This window comes from Dactylosporangium sp. NPDC000555, from assembly GCF_040300025.1.
Taxonomy (GTDB): domain Bacteria; phylum Actinomycetota; class Actinomycetes; order Mycobacteriales; family Micromonosporaceae; genus Dactylosporangium.
Genome location: NZ_JBEPDB010000011.1, coordinates 1 through 25,157 on the forward strand (window position 1 = coordinate 1; position 25,157 = coordinate 25,157).

Sequence of the window (25,157 nt, forward strand, 5' to 3'; positions counted from 1 at the left end):
GTCGCGCCCGCGGGACCGTCCGCGGCCCGGTCCGCGCCACTGGGTCGTGCCCGCGCGGGCCGCAGGGTCGTGTCCCCGCGCGCCGCGTGGGCCGGCGGCGCCGTGCCGGCCGCTCGGGTGTCAGAGGCGCTGGGGGACCCGCAGGCCCGCCTCGCGGTGGGTGCGTTCGATGACCGTCGCGTACGAGGTGATCATCCGGGTGTGGCTGAACCGCTCGCGGCTGCCCAGCAGTCGCGGGGCGAACTCGGCGCGGCGGTCGACCGCCTCGGACCAGGCGGCGCTGATCGCCTCCGGGTCGGGCGGGGTGATGAGCCCGTGGCCGGCCACGATGGCGGCCGTGTCGCCGACGTCGGTCGACACCGGCACGGCACCGCACATGGCGCCCTCGATGAGGCACAGCGGCGCCGCCTCGCTGCTGACCGAGGTCAGCGCCACCACGTCGGTGGCGGCGTAGACGGACTCCATGTCGGGGCGGATGCCCAGCAGGTGCAGACGGCCGAGATGCCGCGGCTCGTCGTCGAACAGGTCGTTGAGCAGGCCGCACAGCTCGACGTTGGCCGTGGTCATGCCGGCGCCGCACAGCAGCACGTGGCCGTTGGGCGCGCGCTCCAGGTAGCGGCGCGCGGCGGCCAGGAACAGCGGGATGTTCTTCATCGGATCGTACCGGGCGGCCAAGGTGACCACCTCGGCCTTGACCGGCACGCCGAGCGAGCGGCGCAGTGCGGCGCGCCGGCGGGCGGGCACCGGCCGGAAGCGGGACAGGTCCACGCCGTTGGGGATGACCTCGAGCAGGCCGGCCGGGATGCCGACGGCCTCGTACGCCGACCGGGTCGACTCGGCGCAGCAGATCGCGGCGGCCACCCTGCCGTCCGCGACCGCCGCCTTGAACTCGACCAGCGCGCGGCCCTGATTCTGCGGGTCGGAACGGTGCAGGCAGACAATGACCGGCTTGCGCGGGAACCCGGGCAGGTTCACCAGCCGCAGCGGCTGCTCCTTGAGCGACAGGATGATGTCGGCCCGCTCCGCGTGCGCGACGGCGGTGGCGACCTCGGCCGCGCTGAACGTCCTGCGGGCCGCGGTGTCCCCGCCGATGCGGCGCCCGAGCGGGCGCACCTCGACGCCGGCGGCGCGCAGCGACCGGTAGCTGGCGTCGTCCTCCATGCGCTGCAGGATCGTCTCCCGGCGCATGGCGCCGTAGATGCTCAGCACCGCATGATGATGGCTGCCCCCGGAGTGCAGCCCGGCCACCACGGTGGTGTGCAGGGCCCGGGCGCCGCCGGAGAAAAAGCCCTCATAGATCGACATCACGCGCAGTTGGCTGGCCACGGGCAAATCATGACCTGCGGTGCCGGTTCTGTCAGGCCGAAACAGTGGTTCTGCGGTGAACTGTGCGTTTCGGAGAAATCACGGAATGGGTAATGGCCGCGCTCGATGCGCTGCGTGACCGCCGCCGCACGGTGACGCCGTGTTTTGCGCCAGGGTTCTCCTCCAATTGGTGTACGCGGCGTGGTGCGCTTGACGCACCGGGCGGCTCCGGCTGGCCGGGTAGGTGGTGCCGGGCGGCGCGGATAGCTTGACCGCCATGGGGAATGCGCATCGCTGCGGCAAGCATGTCGTCCTGGCCAACCCGGCCTCCCGCATCCCGGTGTGGATGGAGTGCGCCGTGCACCGGTTCACGCCGATGCAGGTGTCGCGCCGTTATGAAGAGCTCGTGACGCTGGAGTTCTCGTACGAGGAGACGCTGCGGCTGGGCTGGATCGTCGAGCACGCGATGCTCTGATCGGCCGGTCGGGTCTGCCGGGCTCTTCGGGTCTCAGGGCCGGTCCAGGTAGCCCGGGTAGAGCAGCGCGAGCTCGTTCGGGTGCGCGGCGATCAGGCGTAGCTCGTCGTCCGTGAGCGGGCGGCCGGTCGCGGCGTTGCACAGCTGGACCAGCTTGAACGTCAGCGCCTCGTCGGTCACCTCGACGCCGAGGTCGTCCATGACGTGACGGAAACCGGCGAGCCCGCCGTACTCGCCGGTGAGCACGATACGGCCGGCTCGGGCGTGCCGCTCCCGCGGGAACGGGCCGAGCAGCTCGTCGTCGTAGAGCTCGTAGTTGCGGTGGTCCTTCAGCGCGCCGTCGGCGTGGATGCCCGACTCGTGCGCGAACGCGTTGGGACCCACGCCGGGCTGGTTGTTCGGCAGCGGCTGGCCGAACGCGTACGACGCCCACCAGGCGAAGCGGCGCGCCCACGTCAGGTCGAGCGGGTCGCCGATCCGCGCACCCTCGGGCACGCCGAACCCGTTGCGCAGCGCCAGGATGCAGGAGACCAGGTCGGCGTTGCCGGAGCGCTCGCCGATGCCGTTGACGCACGTGTTGATCCAGGCGTCCTGTCCGGCAGCCAGGTCGCCGAAGGCTCCGGCCAGCGAGTTGGCGACCGCCATGCCGAGGTCGTTGTGGCAGTGCGTCTCGATGGGCATGCCGACAGCGCCGGCCAGCGTGGCGAACCGCTCGCCGATACGCCCGGGCGTGTCGCCGCCGATCGTGTCGCAGTAGCGCAGCCGGTCGGCGCCCGCCTCCCTCGCCGCGAGCGCGAACTCCGTCAGGAACCCCTCGTCGGTGCGCGAGCCGTCCTCGGCGTTGACGCCGACGGTCTGCGCGCCCGCCGCCTTGGCCGCCCGCACGGCCGCGACCATCTCGCGGATCAGCGCGTCGCGGTCGAGGCGGCCGCGGAACTTGTTCTGCAGCATCTGGTCCGAGGTCGAGATCGACAGGTTGTAGTGGCGCAGCCCGAGCCCCGCGGAGCGTTCGACGTCGGCCGGGACGGCGCGGCACCAGCCGGACAGCCGCAGCCTCCCGAACGCGCCGGCGCGCTCAAGCGCCGCCTGGGCGCGGATGTACGGCACCTCGTGGAACAGGAACGGAAAGCCGATCTCGGACTGCGCCACCCCGAGGCGGCCGAGATAGAAGTTCACCATCGTCTTGCCGAACTTGGACAGCCCGGTCCGGGCCGTCTGCACCCCGTCGCGATTGGTGACGTCGAGGAAGTGGATGCGCGGCTTCGTTGCGGTCGACATGAATCTAGATTGACGATATGGACGAGCATGTGTCAACGTTGACGAAAATCAACGTTGCTGGAGGGGGCTGAGGATGAGCGGATGGATCGGGGCGGACGAGGCGGCGCGGCGGCTCGGGGTCAAGCCGGCGACGCTGTACTCGTACGTGAGCCGGGGCGTGCTGACCCGCCGCAAGGCCCCCGACGGGCACAGCGCCTTCGACCCGGCCGAGGTCGACCGCCTCGCGCGCCGTGGGCGGCCCCGGCGGCAGCCCGGCGGGACCGAACTCGTCATCGAGTCCGCCGTCACGATGCTCGGCGAGGACCGGCACTACTACCGCGGGCGGGACGCCATCGGGCTCGCCGATGGCTGGCGGCTCGAGCAGGTCGCCGGCTGGCTGTGGACGGGGCTGGAACCGCCCGTCGAACCGCCCTCCGAACCGCTCGCCGAGGCGGATGTGCGCGGGGCCGGGAAGCGGGCATCGGGCGGGCAAGCGGCGGCGGGGACGCGGGTAGCGGAGGCGTGGGCGGCGGGAGCGGAGGCCGTCGCGGCGGCCCAGGAGGCGCAGCGTGGGCTCCCCTCCGCGGTGCTGCCGCTCGAGCGCCTCCAGGTCATCGTCACCGCGCTCGCCGTCGCCGATCCCGTGCGGCTCAACCTGGAGCCGGTGGCGGTCGCGCGGGTCGGGCAGGTGCTCGTCGCGGGGATGGTCGACGCGTTGCCGGCGTGGGACGGGCTCGGGGAGCCGGACACGCCGTACGTCGTGGTGGAGCCGGGGGTGCTCGCGCGGGACCGGACCGTGCACGGGCGGCTGTGGCGCAGGCTCGCCGGGGACGGGGCCGACGAGCGGCTCGCCGACGTGCTGCGGTTCGCCATGGTGCTGCTCGCCGACCACGAACTGGCGTCCTCGACACTCGCGGCTCGGGTGGCCGCCTCCGTGCGGGCCGACCCGTATGCCGTGGTCCTCGCGGGGCTCGGGGTCACCAGCGGGGCGCTGCACGGCGGCGCCACGCTCGGCGTCGAGTCGCTGTTCGCCGAGATCGGAGCGGCCTCCCGGGCCTCGTACGCGATGGGGGAGCGGCTGCGCCGCGGGGAGCGGATCCCGGGGTTCGGCCACGCCGTCTACCGCGCCGGGGACGCGCGCGGCGCGGCCCTGCTGGAACGGGTGCGCCGGGCGGTACCGGATCACCCCCGGCTGGCCGTCGCGGAGGCGATGCTCGACGAGGCGCGCCGGACGGGGCTGCCGGCCATGAACGTGGACTTCGCGCTCGGGCTGCTGACCCACCTGGCCGGCATGCCCCGCGGCGCGGGCGAGGCGATCTTCGGCATCGCGCGCACGGTCGGCTGGCTCGCCCACGCGATGGAGGAGTACGCGCGGCCGACGCGGCTGCGGCTGCGGGCGGCGTACACCGGCCCGCTCGACTGAGCGGCGCCACCTGGAACGGCCGCCGGCCGGAGGGACCGCCGGCTCGCGTCGATGTGGCTACCATCAACGCCGCGGGATCGTCATCGGGGGAGGCGAGGCGGCATGAGCAGGCGGCGGCGATGGGCCCTGGCCGGGCTGCTGTGCGGCGTGACGGCCGTCGCGGTGACCGTGCCCCTGGTCGCCTGGTGCAATCCGTGGCACTACGTCCACCTGATGCCCTACGGCCGGCCCGGGGTGATGGTTCCGGCGCTGGTCCTGGCGCCGCTGCTGGTCGCGGCCGCGGCCTGGCTGATGGTGCGCGACTGGGTCTCGCGGGGGGTCGTGCTCGGGGTCGCGGTCCTGCTGTCGCTGGTCGTGTGGGTGGGCGGGACGCAGTATGCGGCCGTGGTGGAGCTCTCCGACTCCGCCGCACCGGCGGGCGCCACCGTCGTGGCCGTGGCGCCGGGCGGGCGGTTCGAGCTCGTGCGGCTGGAGTACCGCCCCTTCCTGACGCTGAGGAACGTGGTGCGCGTCCGATCGCGGGCCGGGCTGCGCAGCCGCGAGTCGCGACAGAACATCGCGTGCTTCACCCATGCCATCGACGGCTTCCCGGCCCCGGAGCGCGTCTTCGGCGCCGCGCGGTTCGTGAGCGACAACGAGATCGAGGTCACCGGGGGCGACGGGATCGCGTGGCGCACGGCGTTCGACCCGCGCACGATGCTCACCGCCCAGACGCTCTCGCGCGGCTGCGGCTGATCCACTGATCCGCTGGAGCGGCCGGGGGCCGATACAGTCGGTGGGTGACCACGGACAACCCGTTCTTCGTGCCGAGCGACCTGCCGTACCAGTTGCCGCCGTTCGACCGCATCGAGGTCGACCACTACCTGCCGGCCTTCGAGCGGGGCATGGCCGAGCAGCGCGCGGAGGTCGCGGCCATCTCCGCCGACCCGGCCCCGCCGACCTTCGACAACACGCTGGTGGCGCTGGAGCGCTCCGGGCGCGTCCTGCAGCGCGTCTCGGCCGCGTTCTTCACCGTGACCGGCGCCGACACCACGTCGCGGCTGCAGGAGATCGAGGCCGAGGTCGTCCCGAAGCTGTCGGCGCACGGCGACGCCATCATGCTCGACGCCGGGCTGTACCGCCGGATCAAGACCCTCTACGAGCACCGCGACGAGCTGGGCCTGGAGCCCGAGCCGGCGTGGCTGCTGGAGCGCTACCACACCGAGTTCGTGCGTGCCGGCGCCGAGCTGTCGCCGGAGCAGCACGTGCGGCTGCGGGAGATCAACGCCGCGCTGGCGGGCCTGGCGACCGAGTTCGGCAACCTCGTGCGCGACGAGATGAAGGCCGGCGCCGTCGTCGTCGACGACGAGGCGGAGCTCGAGGGGCTCTCCGCCGACGCGATCGCCGCCGCCGCGGTGGCCGGGCGCGACCGGGGGCTCGACGGGAAGTACGTGCTGAATCTGATCCTGCCGACGGCGCAGCCGGCCCTCGCCTCGCTGCGCGACCGCGCGCTGCGGGAGCGCCTGCACACCGCGTCCGTCAGCCGCGGGTCCCGCGGCGGCGAGCTCGACACCACGGCGATCGTGCTGCGCATCGTCCGGCTGCGCGCCGAGCGGGCGCGGCTGCTCGGCTTCGAGCACCACGCGGCGTACAATATCTCCGACAACACCGCCCGCTCGGTGCCGGCGGTCGAGGAGATGCTGGCCAAGCTCGTGCCGGCGGCGATGGCCAACGCCTCGGCCGAGGCCGAGGACCTGCAGGCCGCCATCGACGAGGCCCACGGCGACGCGGCGTTCCCGCTGCGGCCCTGGGACTGGGCGTACTACACCGAGCGGATCCGCCGCGAGCGCTACGCGATCGACGAGGCCGAGCTGCGCCCGTACTTCGAGCTGGAGCGGGTGCTGCGCGACGGGGTGTTCTTCGCCGCCGGCCGGCTGTACGGGCTGCGCTTCGAGGAGCGGCCGGACCTGCGGGCGTACCATCCCGACGCCCGGGTGTTCGAGGTCTTCGACCGCGACGGCGGCCCGCTCGGGCTGTTCATCGGCGACTTCTTCACCCGCGCGTCCAAGCGCGGCGGCGCCTGGGCCAACGCGCTCGTGGCGCAGTCGCGGCTGTTCGGCACCGCACCGGTCGCGGTCAACAACCTCAACATCAACCGGGCGCCGGACGGCGCGCCGACGCTGCTCACCCTGGACGAGGTCCGCACCCTCTTCCACGAGTTCGGCCATGCCCTGCACACGCTGTTCTCGCAGGTGCACTTCCCGAAGTTCGCGGGCACGCGCGTGCCGCGCGACTTCGTCGAGTACCCGTCACAGGTCAACGAGGTGTGGATGCTCTGGCCGGAGGTGCTGGCCAGCTACGCCCTGCACCACCAAACCGGGGAGCCGCTGCCGCAGGAGGTCGTCGACCGGCTCCAGGCCGCCGAGCGCTTCAACAAGGGGTTCGCCACGACGGAGTACCTGGCGGCCACCCTGCTCGACCTCGCCTGGCACACGCTCAGCGTCGAGGACGCGGCGGCGGTCGACGACATCGTGGCGTTCGAGGAGGCGGCCCTGCGACGGGCCGGAGTGGCGACGCCGTTCGTGCCGCCCCGCTACCGCACGCCGTACTTCGCGCACATCTTCAGCGGTGCCGCGTACAGCGCCGGCTACTACTCGTACATCTGGAGCGAGGTCCTCGACGCGGACACCGTCGACTGGCTGACCGAGCGGGGCGGCCTGCGCCGTGACAGCGGCGACGCGTTCCGCGACGGGCTACTGGCCAAGGGCGGCAGCGCGGACTCGATGGAGGTGTATCGCGCGTTCCGCGGCCGCGATCCGCTCATCGAGCCGTTGTTGAAGCGGCGCGGGCTCGCGGGTGTCGTCGAGCAGTGACGTTGCGTGACGTTCCTTAGTTTTTCCTAAAGCCAGCATTTATCCGGGGATCCCGCCTTTCGGTACGGGCGCCACGTTCGTAAGCTGTCGCGGTGCGTGGCGCCACCCCCCGGCGCAGGCGCGCTGCCGCACGTCGTCTGCACATCAGCAGATTGGCGCTGCTCGCCGCGGTCAGCCTCGTCGCCTCGTTGATCAGTGTCGGTGTTTCCTGGGCGATCTTCCCCGCGCAGCCAGCGGCGGTCGCGGACGACACCAGCTTCGACGCCGCGAAGTTCTACGAGACCCATGTCCGGGCCAATGCGGCCCGCGGCGCCGCCCAGGCGGCGCTGCCGGGGCAGTCGCTGGTGCCGAAGCCGGTGGCCGGGCTGACCCAGGAGCAGACCAACAACGCGTTCATCGTGGTCGAGGTGGCGCGGCAGATGAACCTGCCGCAGCGGGCGATGGTGGTGGCGATCGCGACCGCGCTGCAGGAGACGTATCTGCGGAACCTCGCCAACCCGAAGGTGCCGGAGTCGATGAAGCTGCCGCACGAGGGCACCGGCACGAACTACGACTCGGTCGGGATCTTCCAGCAGCGGGTCAGCATCTGGGGCACACCGGAGCAGCTCATGGACCCGGCGTTCGCGTCGGCGAAGTTCTACACCAAGCTGATGAAGGTCAACGGCTGGCAGCAGATGAGCGTCACCAACGCCGCGCAGGCGGTCCAGCGCAGCGCGTTCGCCAGCGCCTACGCCAAGCACGCCACCAACGCGCAGAAGATCGTCGACGAGCTCACGGCCTGAGCCCGGGCGGGCACTCGACGGCACCGTCGGCGGGGCGCGGCGGTCGGCGCCAGGGTCGTGCCAGTGCCGCCGCAAGACCCGCGCCGGCGGCGTTGACGAGCACGTCGTCGACGGCGGTGACGCGGCCGAGGTCCAGAACGTACTGCAGCGTCTCGAGCACGGCCGAGCCGAGCGCGGCCAGGCCGGTCACCGCCCAGGCGTTCAGGCGCCAGCGCATCGGGCCGAACACCCCGAACGCGGCGAACACCGCCAGGTTGCCGCCCATCTGCACGATCGCGTCGCGCGGGTCGCCGGTCAGGATGTCGGCGAGGCCGCGAACCGGGTTCCAGTTGACCCGCCGCGGTGCCGACGTCGGGAAGAGGATCATGATCACCCACGGCGCGGTGCCGGCCAGGGTGCCGATGAGACCGAGCCGGCGCCGATCGATGCGCATGCGCCGAGGGTAGCGGCGCGCCGTGTGGAAACCGTGTGTCGCCGGTGGGGATTCAGTGCACGTGGCCGGGGACTCCGGCGCGCAGGCCGCCGGTCAGGGCCGGGATCTCGTCGCCGGGCGCGTACTCGAAGCGGATGCGCACCTCGTCGCCGGTGCGCACCTCGACGGGCTCCGCGATCGGCACGACGAGGTAGTTCATCGTCCAGTCGACGCTGCCGGGCGGGTCGTACGTCAGCGCCAGCAGGTTCTTCGTGACCAGCCGGACGGCGTTGACCAGCGCGGGTCGCTCGGCCACGAACGTCAGGTCGGCCGCGCACCGGGCCGGCAGCGGGTCGCAGTAGAAGAAGTGCTGGAACACCTGCGGTGGCGCCACCTCCACGGTGCGCGGCTGTGCGCACTCCGGTAGCTGGAACACCGGCACCGGGACGGTGTAGCCGCGGTACGTGAAGTCCTGCTCGACCGGCTGCGCGGCCTGCACGCACGCCTCCGGCAGGAACCTGGGCAGCGGCCCGCCGATGTGGCGCAGATACCGGCGCTTGAAGCCGTCGATCACCTCGACCTGGCGCTCGCGGAGCAGCCCGACGTGCAGCATCTCGCACAGCACCAGGTCGACCGGCCCGTCGGGCAGGTAGTCGCGGGCGTCGGCGTGCAGCACCCGTACCGCGTCGCCGGTCGCCGCGCGCAGCGCCGTCCGCGCGGTGGCGAACACGCGGGGCTCGCGCTCGATCGCGGTGACGGTGGCGCCCTGCCGGGCGGCGAAGTAGCTGAGCACGCCGGTGCCGGCGCCGAGGTCGAGCACGCGCATGCCGGGGGCGACGGCCTGCGCGATCGCCTCGGCGAAGGCGCTCATCCGGCGCTCGTCGGTGAGCAGCAGCGCCTGGTACTGCAGCGGGATCACGTCGGCCGGGAACCGCGTGTGGTCGATGTCGAGGCGATCCATGCGCAAAGGGTAGTCGTTCGCCAACGCAGCGCGACCATTTTCGGCCAGGTCAATGCGGTTCAACGCAGATCTAAGCCGTCCCAGCCGGCATACCCGCGCAGGGCGGCGGGGCGGCGGCGGGCCCGCAGATACAGCCAGCACGCCCCGGTGATCGCGGCGCCGGCGAGCACGTCGACGAGGTAGTGGTGCCCGGTCAGCACGACCGAGGCGGCCATCAGCGCGGCGAGCCCGGCCCCGGCCGCCCGCGCCCAGGCCCGCCCGGCCGCCGCGGCGACGGCCAGCCCGACGACCAGGTCCCAGCCGGCGTGCAGGCTCGGCAGCGAAGCGAACTCGCCGGCCGGGCCCGGCGGCGCCACCGGGAACACCACGAACACGAACAGCGCGGCCGCGGCGGTCAGCAGCATCGCGTCGCGGGCCCGGTAGTAGATCTCCGGGTGGCGGCGGGCGAGCCAGACGAGGACGGCGCCGGCGACGAGCCAGTGGCCGTAGGTGTACAGCCACTCGAAGACGCCCGTCACGAACGAGTTCGCCGCGAGGCGCTCGCGCAGCCAGTCCTCGCGCGGCAGCCCGGCGGAGCGTTCGAGCCCCGCGACGGCGCGCGCGTTGTCCAGCGCCCGCCCGTCGTCCACCCCCACCGCGCCGCGGACGAGCAGGTACCCGACGACGGCGGCGAGCCCGATGCCGGCCTGCCGGGCGAGGGACACCGGCGCGGACGGCGTCCGCCGCCCCGCCCTGCCGGTGCCCGCCGAGCCCGTCCGCATCGGGTCCGCCGCCCCCGCCTGGGGAGCGGTCCCGGCAGCGCGACGTGGCCTGGAAGGCGCCTCCCACGGGATGGTCATGCCGTCAGCCTCGTCCTCGCCGGCCGCGCTGCCATCCAGGCGACGCACCGACCCGACCCTGAATTCCGCGCCGGCCGCCTCAAGGCCGACCCCTACGGGACGATCACCGCTCGCCGACGTTCTTCAGCGGCGACGGGTCCTCGATGTTGGCCGGGGCGTTCCACTTCTGCAGCTTCGAGCCGTCGCAGGCGGCCACGGTGAGCTTGCTGACCGTCGTGCTGCCCTTGAAGATGTCCGAGGCCGGCAGCTTCGGGTCGTCGAGGTTCGTCGGGGTAAGGCACCTGCCGTTGTGGTCCTTGATGACATAGCTCGCGCCGTACGTCTTCTCCTGGTACGAAACCGTCCACAGCGTCGAGGCGTCGGTCGTGGCCGGGCACACCTTCACCGTCACGAACTGCGATGCGGCCCCCGGCTGCGCCGTGGTCAGGCAGTAGGTCTTGTACGTCTTGGTGTTGTCGTACGTGCTGATCTGCCCGGTGATGCTGCCCAGCCCAGTGCTCGTGGCCGGGATGCTGTACCGCTGGTTCCAGCCCACGTTGAGCGGGTTCGGCGCCTGCTTGCACGGCCACACGATGAGGAACCCGAGCGTCGTGTCGAAGTTCGTCACGTCGACGCAACGGCCGAACTGCTTGAAGTTGACCAGCTGATACGGCGGGCCGGCCGCGCCCGCGCCGACGGACGCCTCGGGTGCGAACGTACGAGTGTTGTCCGCGGCGCCGCCGCAGGGGGCGAGCTCCACGAACGCGCCGGGGGTGCTGCCGGACCTGGCGTGGAAGCACAGGCCGCCCAGGCTGGTGCCGTTGGACGCGGTGCTCTGGAAGTTGGAGCTGTCGTTGATGCTCCACCGCTGGTAGTACGGGATCGTGGGCGAGCCGCACGCCTGGAACTGCACGAGCGTGCCGCTCACCGGGTTCGCGCCGGAGTCCAGGCACATGCCGAGCGGGTTCGCCGCCGTCTTCGACGAGACCAGCTGCAGTGTGAGGTTCTTCGTGTACGCGAACGTCTGCCGCGCGCTGCCCGTGTTGCATGGCTGGGTGGTCACGTTGGTGCCGACCGCCGGCGAGCCGGAGCCCGCGTCGAGGCAGTAGGCGCCGCCGTAGAACCTGACCAGGCCGCCCTCGACGTTCTCGTTGGTGAGCCGGAACACGTAGGTGGCGGTCAGGGTCCGCGACGCCCTCGGGTCGAACGCCTCGCCGCTGTCGCCCCGCGCCGAGCCGGTCGCGGTGATCACCGCGTAGGAGGGCACGCTGAGCAGGTGCGAGCTCCTCGTCGCGCAGGCCAGGTCGGTCTTCGTCGCGTCCTGGAACCGCACCGAGACGCGGTACCGGCCGGGCAGCCCGGCGCCGACGACGCCGAGCAGCGGGTCGGCGGCCGGGAGGCACCGCAGGTTGGCGAGCGTGCCCGCCGAGGCGCGGATGCTGCCGACGACGACGTCGATGCCGGCCTGCGCGGCGTGCAGCGCCTTGGCCCGGTTGACGGTCTCGGCCGTGTCGCGCAGCTGCCTGATGACCACCGGGACCATCAGCGTGCTCAGGGAGGTACCGACGAGGGCCAGCATCATGGCGAGCGGCAGGGAGCCGTCGTCCCGCCAGCGCAGCGCGTGGAGGATGCGCCGGATCACGTCACGACCTCGCTTCCGGGCAGATGGTGCTCCCGTCGGTGCTGGCCCTGCTGTTCAGCGCGGTGAAGGTCAGGTCCGTGGTCGCCTCGGTCCGGCCGCTGCCGGGGTTGGTGGTGACGACCAGCACCACGCGCAGCCGCTGGAACGCCGTGTTCTCCGACGGCGCGGCCAGCGTGAACGAGCTCTTGGCGACGTTGACCTGCGATGCCAGTACCGCCCACCGGTTCTGGGGCCGCTGACCGGACTGCTGCGGCCACACCTGCCGGCGCAGGGTCCTGCCCGCCGCGTACAGCTCCAGCTGGGCGCACTCGGGCGTGCCGCTGGCGGTGCCCGTGTTGACGTACTCGACGAAGACGTTGCCGTCGGTGTCGGTGTGCACCGGGCCGAAGCCGGCGGCGTAGCGCAGCTCCCGGTCCAGCCGCAGGAACGCGTTGTTGAGCTGCGCCTGGGTGAGCGCGACCAGCTCGTTCTTGTTGCCGGCCCGGAACAGCTGCACCACGCCGGTGGTGAAGATCGCCATGACCACGGACATGATGCCGGTGGTGACCGCGAGCTCCGCGAGTGTGACGCCGCGGTCGCCGCCGCGGATCGCCGCGCGGAGTCGTGTTCGCAGCCGTGCTCGCAGCCGTGCTCGCAGCCGTGCTCGCAGCCGGTTCATGAGATCTTCCAGACGAACATGAACACCGACCTGTCGCCGCCGTTCTTGTCGGTGACGGTCAGGGTCACCACATAGGTGCCGGTGGCGGTCGGGGTGCCGGTCATCACGCCGTTGTTGTTCGAGGTGGCCAGCGTGATGCCCGGCGGGAGGTTCGCCGCCGACCAGGTGTACGGCGTGGCGCCGCCGGTCGCCGTCGCCGTCTGCTGGGAGATCGCGGTGCCCTTCGTGCCCGTCTTGTCCGGCGCGGCCGTCGTCGGCGCGGTGACGCGCAGCCCGGACGTCACGGTGACGTGGACGGGCACCAACGTCGAGTTCGTGGCGCCGAGGCTGTCGGTGACGTTGAGGGTCACCAGGAACCGCGTGCCGCTGGTCACGACGCCGCTGATCAGGCCGGCGCGCGTCATCGTCAGGCCGGGTGGCAGGTCCGGCGAGGAGAAGGTGTACCCGCCGGAGCCGCCGGCGGCGCTGACCGAGCCGGAGTATGCCTCACCCTTGGTGAGCACGATCGGCGCCGAGGCGTTCGGGTACTGCACCGCGACCCTGGTCCTCCACTTGAACGTGGCACTGGCGGTCTTGCCGTACTTGTCGGTCACCGTCGCCCGCACCGTCGCGACCGCGTCCGCGCCCGTCGCGGTGGTGCTGCCGGTGACGACGCCGGTCGTCGGCGACATCGACAGGCCCGCCGGCAGGCCGGTCGCGGTCCAGGCCAGCGGCGGGGTGCCGCCGGTGACCGGCACCTGGTACGACACCGCGGCCCCCGCGTCCCAGGTCTGGTCGGGCGGCTGGGCGATCGACGGCAGCGGGTTGACGACCCAGTTGAACGAGGCGTCGTTGGTGCTGGCCTTGTCCTTGACGATGACGCGCACGACGTAGGTGCCGGCGGCGGTCGGGGTGCCGCTGACGACACCGGCGTCGTTGATCGAAAGGCCCGGCGGCAGGCCCTCCGCCGACCACGTGATCGGCGGGTATGCGGTGGTCGCGGTCAGCGCCAGCGGGACGATCGGCACGCTCACCTCGCCGACCTGGTTGCCGGGGTTGTCCGGCAGCGGCTGGGTCACCGTCACGCCCGGGTTGAACACCGGGTCGGTGGCGGCGGCGGCGACCAGCGTGTCGGTGACGTAGGAGCACTCGCCGCCGGCGCAGGCGCGCGAGTTCTGCCAGGTGACGGCGACGACGACGCGGTAGAACGACAGCGGGTCGGCGATCAGGGACGACACGGTGCAGGGCGCGTCGCGCAGGGCCGGGTCCATCACGCAGGTGCCGAGGAACCAGTGCCGCCGGAACGTCGCGTCGTTGATCTTCAGCACCTCGGGTACCACCGGCAGCACCGGGTTGACGCTGCTCGCGTTCGCCGCCAGGGCGGTGTCCACCGCCGGGGTCATGGCCTGCCGTAGCGCGGTGAGGTCCAGACTGGGGACGCGGTCGGTGTCGTACTGGCGCTGCACATCAATCGCGCTGCGGCCGGTGACGAGGCCCGGGCCGGGCAGCGAGCGCACCAGCTCGACGCCGTCGTGGGCGAGCCGGATCGCCATCTGCAGGCCGCGCTGCTTGTTGATCGTGTTCGTCGCCGACACGAAGAACGTGGTGAGCGCCGTCATCACCACGCCCATGACGGCGATCGAGGTGAGCGTCTCGACCAGGCTGAAGCCCTCGTCGCGGGTCCGCCGCAGCGGCGTGTCGGTCGCGTGCATCGGGAACCGTCAGGTCAGCGAGGCGTAGAACGCCTGCAGGTTGATCGTGACGTTGGACCGGTCGAGGCTGGTCGCGCTGCTCGGGGCGAAGTTGACGCTGCTGATGAGCACCGCGCGGGGCTGCACCTGCTGCAACTGCTCCAGGAACGGGTTCATCTTGGCGGTCGGACCGGCCACGGTGAGGCTGACCGGCAGCGCGTACACGTCGTAGCCCACCAGCGCCTTGAGGCCCACCGCGGTGCCGACGGTGACGCCGCTGACCGTGACGCCGGCCAGCTCGCCGGCGCTCTGCAGCTCGCGCAGCAGATCCGACGCGGAGTCGGTGGACGGCAGCGCGGCCCGGTCCCCGGCCAGCCGCGCCCGGTACTCGTCGATGCGCTGGTACTGCCGGCTCAGCTCGGCCAGCTCGTGCCGCTGCTTGGTCACCTCGACGTTCGCGTCCCCCGTCTGGTTCTTGATCGACTCCGTGTCGTCGTCCTTCGGCAGGATCAGGAAGTAGTAGCCGAACGCGACCAGGACGATCGCGCACAATGCGCCGCCGAGCAGCCACAGCCGGTCGTGTCGCATCACTTGCTCCCGCTGGGGCTCGCCGAGGGGCTGGTGAACCGGCCGCCGAGCGCGGCCCTCGTGATGTCCATCCGGATCGTGAACGCCACGCCGCCGTCCTCCTGCATCGCGTCCGTCGGGAACGGGTTGGCGATGCCGTCGACGTTCGACAGGGCGTCCACGTAGGTGGCCACCACCGCCTTCGACGGCGCGGTGCCGGTCAGCGTGATCAGGCCGACGGTGTCGCGGTTCGCGGGCGCGGTGCCGGTCTCCTGGCTCAGCGAGCCGGTGATGCCGGTGATCTTGACATTCTTGGCGGCGGCCGTCTGCCGCAGCGACGCCAGCACCTTCGACCACGACAGGTCGCGGTCCAGCAGCTTCTGGAGCCGCTCGTCGATCTTCTTCGAGTCGCCCTGGATCCTCGTCAGGTCGTCGTACTTCCGGTGCCGCTCGCGGGTCAGGTCCTGCTTAGTGTCCAGGACCCCCCGCAGCTCCTGCTGCGCCTGCGTGTGACTGTGCACGGCGATGCCGTACCAGCCGACCACCAGCGCGGCGACCAGCACCACCCCGGAGATCACCAGGCGGCGGAGCCGGCGCACGTGCCGGGTCTCGGAGATCTCCAGCGGCAGCAGGTCCGCGGCGATCGGCAGGATCCGGAACGTGTGGGCCGTGGCCTCCGGAAACGCCGGATGCGGTGTACCCGCCCGGCGAGAACGGCTTTCCGGATTCGGTACCGCGGGATCCGCGCCCCGCCCGTCCGGCGTCGCAACGCTCGGCTGCGGAGGGGAGGCCTGGGTCACGGGAAGCCGGGCCGTGTCCTGCACCTCGGGCAGCTCCGCGGGGCGTGGTGGCACGGCGGGCTGCGGCGCCCACGTGGCGGCGGCCGGTGCCGGGTCCGCCGGGGGGCCGGTCACCGGCTCGACCGTCGCGTACTGCGGTTCCGGCGGCACGGGGGCTCGCTCCCGGTCCTGGCGCGCTCGAGGGTCCGATGTGGACGGCTGGGCGGCGTGCAGGTGGGCACTCAGGGCGTCCACCGGAGCGGTGAGCGGGTCGAACGCGGCGGGTCCGGCCCGCTCCGGGACCTCGGGAGGCGTGGCGGGGTGCGGGGCCGGGGACGCGTCGGCCGGGAGTACGAGTTCGCCGTGGATGTAGCGGGGGAACTCGCGGCGCGGCCGGGCCAGGACCGCCGGCGTGGCCGGTTCGGAACCTGGCAGGCCGGGGCCGGTTGCCGAGGTGGAGTCCAGAGGCGGCCACGCCGGGGGAGGGCCGGACGGGACCACGCGGACCGGGGGGCCCGCCGGGCCGGCCGGGGTGTGCGCGAGGTGCGTGTAGGGGACGGCCCGGGCGACCGTGGCGTGAGCGTGTGGTTCGTCGTGGTCGGGCTCGGTGTGGTCGGGTCGGGCGTGGCCGGAGTGGGTGTGGCCTGGATTGGTGTGGTCGGGCCGGGTTTGGTAGGAGGGGGTGTGGCCCGGGTCGGTGTGGTCGGGCCGGGTTTGGTGGGAGGGGGTGAAGCCGAGGTTGTCGATGCTGGGTGGCTGAGGGGCGTTCACGGACGGCGGTGCTTGGGGGTGGGAGGCGCGCGTGCGGCGGTCGCGTTCGACCTCGTCCAGGTCGTCGGGGTCCTCCGGGTCGTCGAACGAGGGCAGCACGATGCCGGTCATGCGGCGCTCGGGCTCCGTCCAGCCGGGCTGGTGCCAGCCGGCCTCCTGCTGCCGGTCGGGCGACCGGTCGTGCCGTGGCGCGGTCATGCGCCGGCTCCCAGGGCCAGGCCGACCGAGATGGCGGCGGAGGCGCGGACCTGCTCGAGGCTGCCGTGGCGGACGCGGCGCAGGCCGCGCACGCGCATCACCGGGTCGACCGCGATCACCTCGACGCCGAGCTGGCCGTGCAGCGCGTCGAGCAGGCCGGGCAGCATCGAGCCGCCGCCGGACAGCGCCAGGCGGCTCACGCGGGCCTGGCGGCCGCCGGCGGTGAGGTACGCGAACGAGTTGCCGATCTCGTTGATCAGCGGGCGGACGGAGTCCTTGAGTGCCGAGGCGCTCGCCGGGTCGGTGTCGGAGCGCAGGCCGACGCGGCACTTGAGCTCCTCGGCCTCCTGCAGCGGGATGTCGAGGCGGTCCGCGACCGTCTTGGTGATCTCGTTGCCGCCGCGGGGGATGGTGCGCACGATGAGCGGCTCGCCGTCGTGGTGCACGACGACGCTGGTCGCGTGCGCGCCGATGTCCACGAGGGCCTCGACCTGCTCGTCCAGGCGGGACGCGGCGCGCAGCAGCGCGAAGGAGGCCAGGTCGACCCGCTGGACGTGCAGCCTGGCCGCCTCGACGGCGCGGATCGCGGCCATCACCGGCTCCTTCGGGGCGGCGATGAGCAGGCCCCGGACGGTGCCGGCGGAGCCTGGGTCCTCGAGCGGGTAGAAGTCGATGAGCGAGCGCTCGGGCGGCAGCGGCAGCGCGTCGCGGACCTGGAACGGCAGGGCCCTGCGCATCTCCTTGGCCGGCAGGTTGGCCACCGTCGTCTCGCGTACCACGATCTGCTGGTGGGTGACCCCGAGCGCGACGTCGCGGCCGCGGAACTTGAACGTAGACCACAGCTGCTTGAGCGCCCCGGTGACGGCGGGCTCGTCCTGGACCGCGCCGTTGCGCACGACGCCCGGCGGCAGCAGGACGTGGCCGAAGTTGCTGATGACCGGCCCGTCCTTGCTGTTGCTGGTCTCCGCCGCGCGGATGGACATCGTCCCGATGTCCAGTCCGATCAGGTTGACAGCGGCCATCGTGCTCCTTCGAAGTGACCCCGCCCGGCTCGGCGCGGGCGGCGCGGCTTACGCGGGGACGAGCAGGTTGGTGTACCAGTCGGTGATCGGCGCCGCGGCGAACAGCGCGAGCAGGGCGCCGGCCAGCATCGACGGGCCGAAGGGCAGCGCGGTCTTGCGCCCGGCGCGGCCGGCGGCCAGCAGCACCAGGCCGGCGGCCCCGCCGAGGACGAACGCGGCGAGCGTGCCGACGGCGACGGACGACCAGCCGAGCCAGCCGAGGTACAGACCGAGGACGCCGGCGAGCTTGACGTCGCCGAAGCCCATGCCCCCGGGGTACACGATGGAAAGCAGGAAGTAGAACGTCCACAGCGCGGCCATCGCGAGCACGCCCCGCAGCGCCGCGGCCCAGTCCCGCTCGACGAGGACGGCGGGCAGGAACAGCAGCGGGGCCACGACGTACGAGGGCAGCACGATCGCGTTGGGCAGGCGCAGCATGTCGAGGTCGATGAGGGCCAGGGCGACGGCGATCGCGGCGAGGTACAGCCAGGCGGGCATCTGCAGCCACGACGGCCCGGCGGCGTCGCTCGCGCCGCCCCGGCCCGCGGGCCCGGTGCAGCGCATCGCCACGGCGACGAACAGCGCGGCGGTGCCGAGCTCGACGAGCGGGTAGCGGATGCCGATCGGCGTGGCGCAGTCGGCGCAGCGGCCCCGCAGCAGCAGCCAGCCGAGGACGGGGACGTTGTGCCACGGGCGGACCGGGGCCGTGCACTGTGGACAGTGTGACGCAGGGCGCAGGAGCGACTCGCCGCGGGGGACGCGGTGGATGACGACGTTGAGGAAGGAGCCGACCGCGAGCCCGGCGACGCCCACGACGATGAGTACGAATGTCATGTCGTGGTCCTTTCGGTGCTCGCTGGCTTCGGGGTCGTGGTTGTCACCGCGGTGGCGGCCCGCACTCGGTTGCCCGGGCGCGGGCCGCCACGACGGCGTGGGATCAGCCGACGCAGTCGGCGAGGTTCTTCTTGTCCGACTTCTTGACCGAGCCGCCGGTGGCGCTGTCGTACAGGTAGACCGCCTTGCCGTCGGAGTTCATGGCGCAGATGCGGTAGCTCGCGCCGTCCGTCGCCTTCTTGTACTGCATGCTGTTGCCCGGCGACAACGTGGCCGTCTGGGGGCTACCGCCGGTAGCCGACTCACCACTCGTACCGGTGCCGAACACGAGCTTTTCGGCGGCGCTGGTACCGCTCGTCGGGTACGAGTTGTTGTTCTCGGTGTAGAACTGCTCGATCGCGCTGACCGCCGCGCGCACGTCGGACTCCGCCGACTTGTTGGCCGCGCCCTGGCGGTAGTTCAGGTACATTGGGACGGCGATCGCGACGAGCACGCCGATGATCACGACTACGACGAGCAGCTCGACCAGCGTGAATCCGTCGTCTCCGGCAGCACGCTTCTTCTGCATCCTGCGCAGCGTCTCTTGCATGGGTGAGCCTCCTGCTCCTCTGCCTGGGGGTGTGGGTAGTGGCGAGGCTCCGCTGCCTGGCGCCAGGTTTTTGTGCCACCGGTGTTCGGTGTGTGAGTGGTTCGGTGTGTCAGGTGGTGCTCTCAGTACGGGATGCGCCGGGTGTGGCGGCGGTGCCGCCTCCGTTGTCGTTGCGGTGCGGGCCTTCCGCGGGCATCGCGCCCGGGCGGCCGCGCGGGACAACGGTTGTGCTGCGCATCGGTTGCTCTGGATGTTCAGTTGCTCTGGATGTTCTGGTAGATCGAGAACATCGGCAGGTACAGGCAGACGATCATTCCGCCGACCACGCCGCCCATGACGAGCACCATGATCGGCTCGATGGACGCGGTCAGCGCCTCCGCCGCACTGTCGACCTCTCGGTCGTAGAAATCGGCAACCTTTTCGAGCATCTGACTGATTTGGCCGCTCTCTTCGCCGACCTCGATCATCTGGACGACCATCGACGGGAAGATCTTGTGGTGTCCGAGTTGGGACGACATGGGTCGCCCCTCGCGCACCGCCTGCTGCAGGTCGGTCATCGCCGCCGTGACCACGCTGTTGCCGGTGGTGGCGCCGACGACGTCGAGGGCCTGCAGCACCGGGACGCCGACGCCGAGCAACGTGCCCAGGTTGCGCGAGAACCGGCTCAGCGCGATCTTCGTGAACAGCGGGCCGAACACCGGCAGGCGCAGTTTCACCTTGTCGAACCACAGCCGCACGGCGGGATTGCCGGCCATGATCCGGCGGAACGCCACGGTGGTGACGATGGCGACGATGATGAGCACCGGCCCGAGCCAGAACAGCGTGTGGCTGGCGGTCACGATGATCCGGGTGGGTAGCGGGAGCTCGCCGCCGAGCTGTTCGAACATCTTCTCGAAGATGGGCACGATGAAGATCAGGACGGCGCTGATCATCACGACCGTGAAGAGCAGGACGATCACGGGGTACGTGAGCGCGCTCTTGATCTTGCCGCGGAGCGCCGCGTCCTTCTCGAAGTTGGTCGCGATGCGGTCCAGGGCATTGTCGAGGAAACCGCCGGTCTCGCCGGCGCGGATCATCGCGACCATCAACGTCGGGAACACCTTGGGGTGCTTGCCCAGGGCGACGGAGAGGGACATGCCGCTCTCGATGTCCAGCCGTACCTCGCCGAGCGCCTTCTTCAGCGACGGCTTCGGGGACTGGTCCTCCAGCACCGCCAGCGAGCGCAGCAGCGACATGCCGGACTGGGTCATCGTCGCGAACTGCCGCGCGAACACCGCGAGATCCTTGAGTGACGTACGGTGACCGAGGCCGGGCACGCGGATCTCCCGCCGCATCAGCGTGTCGGCGCTGGTGATCGCGAGCGGCGTGAGGCCCTGCTGACGCAGCAGCTGCGCGGCGGCGAGCTCGTTCGACGCCTCGATCTTGCCCTTGGTGCGCTTACCGTCGTGGTCGATCGTCTGGTAGTCGTACGTCTTGGTGGCAACCATCTCTTACAGCGCCCTTTCCCGCGTTGCGTGTCGCCCGCTGCCGGCGGTCAGGTGGTTCGGCCGGCGCGCGCCGCGTCCTCAGGTGCGGCCGGCCAGGCGGCGGAACTCCTCCGTCGAGTGGCACAGCTCGAGCGCCGTCTCGTAGGTGACGAGCTGCTGGCGGACCCGCTCGGCCAGGTGCTGGTCGAACGAGAGCATGCCGTCGTTGCCGCTGGACTGCATGAAGGACGGGATCTGGTGGTTTTTGCCCTCCCGGATCAGGTTCCGGATCGCGGGCGTGGCGAGCATGATCTCGGTGACGATCGTGCGGCCCTGCCCGTCGGCGCGCGGCGCGAGCGCCTGCGTCACCACGCCCTGCAGCGCGTTGGACAGCTGGGCGCGGATCTGCTGCTGCTGGTGCGGCGGGAAGATGTCGATGATCCGGTCGACGGTCTGCGCCGCGCTCTGCGTGTGCAGCGTCGCGAGCACCAGGTGGCCGGTCTCGGCCGCGGTCAGGGCCGTAGACGTGGTCTCCAGGTCGCGAAGTTCGCCGACGAGGATGATGTCCGGGTCCTGGCGCAGTGCGTGTTTGAGCGCCATCGCGAACGACGCGGTGTCGGCGCCGACCTCGCGCTGGTTGACCAGGCATCGCTTGTGCTCGTGGAGGAACTCGATCGGATCCTCGATGGTCACGATGTGCGACGAGCGGGTGCGATTGGCCAGGTCCAGGATCGCCGCCAGGGTCGTCGTCTTGCCCGAGCCGGTCGGGCCGGTGACCAGCACCAGGCCGCGGTGCAGGTGCGCGAAGCGGGCCACCTGCTCCGGCACGCCGAGCTGGTCGAGCGGCTTGATGTTGTGCGGGATCGCGCGGAACGCGGCGCCGTAGGAGCCGCGCTGATGGTAGAGGTTGACCCGGAAGCGGGAGACGCCCTCGATCGCGTAGGCGAAGTCGAGCTCCCGTACCTCCGCGAACTGCCGCCACTGACCGTCGTTGAGCACCGCGGCGCGTACCAGCATCCTGGTGTCCTCGGGCGTGAGGTCGTCGTAGCCGGGCAGGTACCGGAGGCCGCCGTTGATGCGCACCGTGGGCGGGGCGCCGACGGTCAGGTGCAGGTCGGAGCCGCCGACGCGGACGAGCGAGACGAGCATCGCGTCCAGCGACGCCCGTTCGTCGCTGGTGGGGATGCGGGTCGCGAGGGCGTCGGCCATCGTCCTGTGCGCCGCGCCGGCCGTCGTCGCGTGCGCCGCGCCGGGAACGGCTCCCGGCGTCGCGCCCGGGGCGGCTCCGTGCGCCGGGCCCGGCCGGCCGGCGGGTGCTGCCTGTGTGGTCACGGGGGCTCCTTGCGGTACCGATGCGGCGGAAAGGACCTCATGAGCGCGATCGGCAGGGCTGTGCGGGAGCTGAGGATTCACACGGCGACGCGGACGACCTCGGGGATCGAGGTCTGGCCCGCCGCCGCCTTCGCGAGGCCGTCGATGCGCAGGTCTTGCAGGCCCTCGCGGTATGCGACTGCCTGGATCTCGTGCGCCGACGCGCGGTCGACCGCGAGCTTCTCGATGTCGGGGGAGACCGGCATGACCTCGTGCAGCGCGATGCGGCCGCGATAGCCGGTGTTGGCGCAGGAGCGGCAGCCGACCGGGCGCCACAGCGTGTCCGGCGTGCCGAGCAGGTCGTAGGGCCAGCGGGCGCCGCTCAGCTCCGCCTCCGTGGGCTCGTACTCGGTCTTGCACCAGTCGCAGAGGCGTCGCGCGAGGCGCTGGGCGAGCACGCAGTCGACCGAGGAACCGACCAGGAACGGCTCGATGCCCATCTCCACGAGCCGGGTGACAGCGCTGGGGGCGTCGTTGGTGTGCAGCGTGGAGAGCACCAGGTGGCCGGTGAGCGCGGCCTCGACGGCCAGTTGCGCGGTGGTACGGTCGCGGATCTCGCCGATGAGCACCACGTCCGGATCGGAGCGCAGGATCGCCGGCAGCACGGCGGCGAACGTCAGCCCGGCCTTGACGTCGACCTGGACCTGGTTGATGCCCGGCAGGCGGTACTCGACCGGATCTTCGACGGTGATGATGTTGACGGTGGGCTTGCTGATCTCGGCGAGCGTCGCGTAGAGCGTCGTGGACTTGCCCGAGCCGGTGGGGCCGGTGACGAGCAGCATGCCGTGCGGCTTGTTGAACGAGTTCGCGAACCGGTCGTAGTTGTTCTTGCTGAAGCCGAGCTTGGCCAGCTTGAGGTCCATGCCGCTGGTGTCCAGTACGCGCAGGACGATCTTCTCGCCCCACACCGTGGGCAGGGTCGCGGTGCGCAGGTCGACCACCCGCTGGTTGATCTCGACCGTGATGCGGCCGTTCTGGGGCACGCGGCGCTCGGTGATGTCGACATTCGACATGATCTTGAGGCGGGAGAGCAGGGCCGACTGCACGTGCTTAGGCACCGTGTCGACCTCGTGCAGCACGCCGTCGATGCGGTAGCGCACCCGCATGTTGTGCTCGCCGGGCTCGAGGTGCAGGTCGGAGGCGCGGTTGACGATGGCCTGCTCGAGCAGCGAGTTGACGTACCGGACGATCGGCGCGTCCTCGCTCACGGCCGTGAGGTTGGACACGGCCGGTGCCGCCTCGGCGCGCAGGCTCTCGGCGACCTCGCCGAGGTCGTTCTCCTCGCGCTTCAGCCGGTCGATGATCTTGCGCAGCTCGGAGCGCGCGACGACGACCGGGCGCACCGTGAGGCCCGTCGCGGCGCGCACGTCATCCAGGGCGAGCACGTCACCCGGGTCGGTGATGCCGACGGTGATCTCGTGCTCGTTCAGGGCGATGCCCAGGACCCGATGTTTGAGCACCAGGGCCATCGGGATCTTGGTGACGGCGGCCGGGTCGATGGGGTAACCGACGAGGTCGAGGGTGGCGATGCCGTACGCGTCGGCCGACGCGGCGGTCAGTTGCTCCTCGGTGACGATGTGGTCGTTGATGAGCACGGCTCGGATCGATCGGCCGGTGCGCTCGGCCTCCTCGGCCGCCCGGTCTACGGCCTGCGCGTCTGCCCCGCGTTGTTTCAGCGCGTCCAGTAGCGGCCTGAACGTCTGGTACATCTCACCCCCGTGTCGCCGGAGGACTCATCGGCGGCTATCCGGGTGACTTTCGGGTTTCACCCCTGGCGCGTGTGCCGGACTCGTTGACGCGTCGCGGTGCCGTCGTGAGGATGCTTCGCTGTGTCGGTTGCCGTCGTGGAAGAACCCAGAAGCGGATTGCCCGGCAATATCAGTATTTGGCGGGCGCGGTGGTTGCTGATGCGCTACAGTGGCCGCGATCCCGGGGAGCCGTCGTACCCGGGAGTGCCGGCGGCGGCCCAGGCCGAGCTGCTGGACCTGGTCGCCGAGGTGGCGGCCCGGGTGGGGGTGGCGCGGCCCGATGCCGTGCTGCTGACCGGGTACGGAACGATCCGTTCCTGGGCCAGTCGCCGTCGGCGGCTGTTGCTCGTGGGGCTGCCGCTGCTGCAGTGCCTCACCGTCGACGAGGTACGGGCGCTCGTCGCGCATGAGCTCGCGGTCGTCGACCATCGGCGGGCGCATCTGGTGGTGCGGCTGCGGGCGCTGTACGAGGAGGCGGTGGACCCGCTATCGGTGGTGCCGTCGTCACGCTCGGAGTCGATCGCGAAGGCAACCCGGGAGTTCGCCGCCGCGCTGGAGCGCAAGGCGGACCAGGCGGCCAGCAGCGCCTCCGGGCTGCACACCGCGGCCCGGGCGGTGGTCAAGGCCGACCTGGCCGCGTTCGAGTTCGCCGACTTGGCGTTCGACGTGGAGGAGCAGGTGTGGCAGCGCACCAGCGCCGCGGTACAGGATCTGCATGCCGGATGGCGGGAGGCGGTCCGGGCGGGGGCGGTGATAGCGTCGCTGGACGAGGACACGCGGACCGCGCTGATGGCGCGCCACCCGAGCCTGGCCGGGGCGATCGCGTCACTGTCCCCGGCGCACGTGGCGTTGCGGACTGTGGATTCGGTACCGCTGATGCCGCTGCCGCCGGACGTCGAGCGCGAACTGGCACGGCAGGTGCTCAAGCGCGACAGCGGGCAATGGGTCACCTTCGCCGCCGTACCCGACGACGAGTGGCCGACGTGGCTGGCCCGGCAGGCCCGGGTGGTGACCGATCAGGTGGCGACGCTGCTGCGGCGGCCGCCGATCGGGCCGGCCGAGGTCGTGGAGGTGCTGCTGATGCGGCTGGACGAGCTGGTGGCGGCGAACTGGCCGGCGCAGCCGGAGCCGCCGGCCGAGCCGGAGGAGCTGGACGGTACGCCATCTGTGGTGGTGGTCGCCGAGTCGGCGCTCACCGCGCGCGGGTGGCGGCGGGTCCATCCGGCGGCCGCGGGGGTGCTGGTGAGCCCGGACGGGGAGCAGCACAACCTGACGCTGCTGGCGCGGGCGGCGCTCGATTCGCCGGCCGCCCTGGCGGTACTGCTGGAACTGCTGTCACGCGAGCCGTGAGATCTCGTGTCCGGCCTGCTTCTGGTGTACGGCGTGATGTTGGGGTACGGCGTGATGGTGGGTTACGGCGTGATGTTGGGGTATGGCCTGCCTCCGCGTTGCGGGCGTGGCTTGTCGCCGCACGGCGGCCGCGGCGGGTGACCCCGGTGGCGAAGCTCCGGGGGCGTT

22 protein-coding genes are annotated in these 25,157 nt (G+C 71.8%); 6 read left to right on the top strand and 16 right to left on the bottom strand.

What is annotated here, in order from left to right:
- Window positions 1–120 precede the first annotated feature (120 nt).
- Window positions 121–1,326, bottom strand: a complete 1,206-nt coding sequence (locus ABT297_RS09640; RefSeq protein WP_350546763.1) for a glycosyltransferase — start codon at window positions 1,324–1,326, stop codon at window positions 121–123.
- A 256-nt stretch (window positions 1,327–1,582) separates the two neighbouring features.
- Between ABT297_RS09640 and ABT297_RS09645 the strand changes: the two genes are divergently transcribed.
- The gene (locus ABT297_RS09645; RefSeq protein WP_350546765.1) at window positions 1,583–1,780 is read left to right on the top strand and encodes a hypothetical protein; all 198 of its coding nucleotides are present in this window, start codon (window positions 1,583–1,585) and stop codon (window positions 1,778–1,780) included.
- 33 nt (window positions 1,781–1,813) lie between these two features.
- On the opposite strand, the gene ABT297_RS09650 is transcribed toward ABT297_RS09645, so the two are convergent.
- Window positions 1,814–3,058 carry a LeuA family protein gene (locus ABT297_RS09650; RefSeq protein WP_350546767.1) on the bottom strand — a complete coding sequence of 415 codons (1,245 nt, stop codon included), beginning with the start codon at window positions 3,056–3,058 and terminating at the stop codon, window positions 1,814–1,816.
- Between the two features lie 73 nt (window positions 3,059–3,131).
- On the opposite strand from ABT297_RS09650, the gene ABT297_RS09655 reads away from it, so the two are divergent.
- From ABT297_RS09655 to ABT297_RS09670, 4 genes are all read left to right on the top strand, one after another.
- Window positions 3,132–4,460, top strand: coding sequence for a citrate/2-methylcitrate synthase (locus ABT297_RS09655; RefSeq protein WP_350546769.1), 1,329 nt, complete (start codon window positions 3,132–3,134; stop codon window positions 4,458–4,460).
- 102 nt (window positions 4,461–4,562) lie between these two features.
- Window positions 4,563–5,195 (top strand): hypothetical protein, encoded by a 633-nt coding sequence (locus tag ABT297_RS09660; protein WP_350546771.1) that lies wholly within the window; start codon window positions 4,563–4,565, stop codon window positions 5,193–5,195.
- 44 nt (window positions 5,196–5,239) lie between these two features.
- Window positions 5,240–7,312, top strand: coding sequence for a M3 family metallopeptidase (locus ABT297_RS09665; protein WP_350546773.1), 2,073 nt, complete (start codon window positions 5,240–5,242; stop codon window positions 7,310–7,312).
- Between the two features lie 92 nt (window positions 7,313–7,404).
- Window positions 7,405–8,094 carry a hypothetical protein gene (locus ABT297_RS09670; protein WP_350546775.1) on the top strand — a complete coding sequence of 230 codons (690 nt, stop codon included), beginning with the start codon at window positions 7,405–7,407 and terminating at the stop codon, window positions 8,092–8,094.
- Here ABT297_RS09670 and ABT297_RS09675 read toward each other — a convergent pair.
- From ABT297_RS09675 to ABT297_RS09740, 14 genes are all read right to left on the bottom strand, one after another.
- Window positions 8,084–8,527: a VanZ family protein gene (locus ABT297_RS09675; RefSeq protein WP_350546777.1), complete on the bottom strand. Its 444-nt coding sequence runs from the start codon at window positions 8,525–8,527 to the stop codon at window positions 8,084–8,086. The two genes, ABT297_RS09670 and ABT297_RS09675, sit on opposite strands and share 11 nt — an antisense overlap.
- A gap of 52 nt (window positions 8,528–8,579) precedes the next feature.
- On the bottom strand, window positions 8,580–9,467 hold the full coding sequence (locus ABT297_RS09680) for a methyltransferase domain-containing protein (RefSeq protein WP_350546780.1): 888 nt from the start codon (window positions 9,465–9,467) through the stop codon (window positions 8,580–8,582).
- Between the two features lie 59 nt (window positions 9,468–9,526).
- Window positions 9,527–10,354, bottom strand: a complete 828-nt coding sequence (locus ABT297_RS09685; protein ID WP_350546782.1) for a phosphatase PAP2 family protein — start codon at window positions 10,352–10,354, stop codon at window positions 9,527–9,529.
- A 55-nt stretch (window positions 10,355–10,409) separates the two neighbouring features.
- A complete protein-coding gene (locus ABT297_RS09690; RefSeq protein ID WP_350546785.1) occupies window positions 10,410–11,927 on the bottom strand; it encodes an RICIN domain-containing protein in 1,518 nt (505 codons plus the stop codon).
- 1 nt (window position 11,928) lies between these two features.
- The gene (locus tag ABT297_RS09695) at window positions 11,929–12,585 is read right to left on the bottom strand and encodes a hypothetical protein (protein WP_350546788.1); all 657 of its coding nucleotides are present in this window, start codon (window positions 12,583–12,585) and stop codon (window positions 11,929–11,931) included.
- Window positions 12,582–14,276, bottom strand: a complete 1,695-nt coding sequence (locus tag ABT297_RS09700) for a putative Ig domain-containing protein (RefSeq protein WP_350546791.1) — start codon at window positions 14,274–14,276, stop codon at window positions 12,582–12,584. The genes ABT297_RS09695 and ABT297_RS09700 overlap by 4 nt, the downstream gene beginning before the upstream one ends.
- A gap of 9 nt (window positions 14,277–14,285) precedes the next feature.
- Window positions 14,286–14,843: a type 4a pilus biogenesis protein PilO gene (locus ABT297_RS09705; RefSeq protein ID WP_350546794.1), complete on the bottom strand. Its 558-nt coding sequence runs from the start codon at window positions 14,841–14,843 to the stop codon at window positions 14,286–14,288.
- Window positions 14,843–16,570: a PilN family protein gene (locus tag ABT297_RS09710; protein ID WP_350546797.1), complete on the bottom strand. Its 1,728-nt coding sequence runs from the start codon at window positions 16,568–16,570 to the stop codon at window positions 14,843–14,845. The genes ABT297_RS09705 and ABT297_RS09710 overlap by 1 nt, the downstream gene beginning before the upstream one ends.
- On the bottom strand, window positions 16,567–17,592 hold the full coding sequence (pilM, locus tag ABT297_RS09715) for a type IV pilus assembly protein PilM (RefSeq protein ID WP_350546800.1): 1,026 nt from the start codon (window positions 17,590–17,592) through the stop codon (window positions 16,567–16,569). Before pilM ends, ABT297_RS09710 begins: the two co-directional genes overlap by 4 nt.
- A 48-nt stretch (window positions 17,593–17,640) precedes the next feature.
- Entirely contained in the window at window positions 17,641–18,465 is an 825-nt protein-coding gene (locus tag ABT297_RS09720) for a prepilin peptidase (RefSeq protein WP_350546803.1), read from the bottom strand.
- A gap of 103 nt (window positions 18,466–18,568) precedes the next feature.
- On the bottom strand, window positions 18,569–19,054 hold the full coding sequence (locus ABT297_RS09725) for a prepilin-type N-terminal cleavage/methylation domain-containing protein (RefSeq protein WP_350546805.1): 486 nt from the start codon (window positions 19,052–19,054) through the stop codon (window positions 18,569–18,571).
- A gap of 254 nt (window positions 19,055–19,308) precedes the next feature.
- Window positions 19,309–20,541, bottom strand: a complete 1,233-nt coding sequence (locus ABT297_RS09730; protein WP_350546808.1) for a type II secretion system F family protein — start codon at window positions 20,539–20,541, stop codon at window positions 19,309–19,311.
- A gap of 78 nt (window positions 20,542–20,619) precedes the next feature.
- The gene (locus ABT297_RS09735) at window positions 20,620–21,852 is read right to left on the bottom strand and encodes a type IV pilus twitching motility protein PilT (protein WP_350546811.1); all 1,233 of its coding nucleotides are present in this window, start codon (window positions 21,850–21,852) and stop codon (window positions 20,620–20,622) included.
- A gap of 77 nt (window positions 21,853–21,929) precedes the next feature.
- Window positions 21,930–23,600, bottom strand: a complete 1,671-nt coding sequence (locus ABT297_RS09740) for a GspE/PulE family protein (RefSeq protein ID WP_350546814.1) — start codon at window positions 23,598–23,600, stop codon at window positions 21,930–21,932.
- 198 nt (window positions 23,601–23,798) lie between these two features.
- Between ABT297_RS09740 and ABT297_RS09745 the strand changes: the two genes are divergently transcribed.
- A complete protein-coding gene (locus ABT297_RS09745; protein ID WP_350546817.1) occupies window positions 23,799–24,989 on the top strand; it encodes a M48 family metalloprotease in 1,191 nt (396 codons plus the stop codon).
- The last annotated feature ends 168 nt before the right edge of the window (window positions 24,990–25,157 follow it).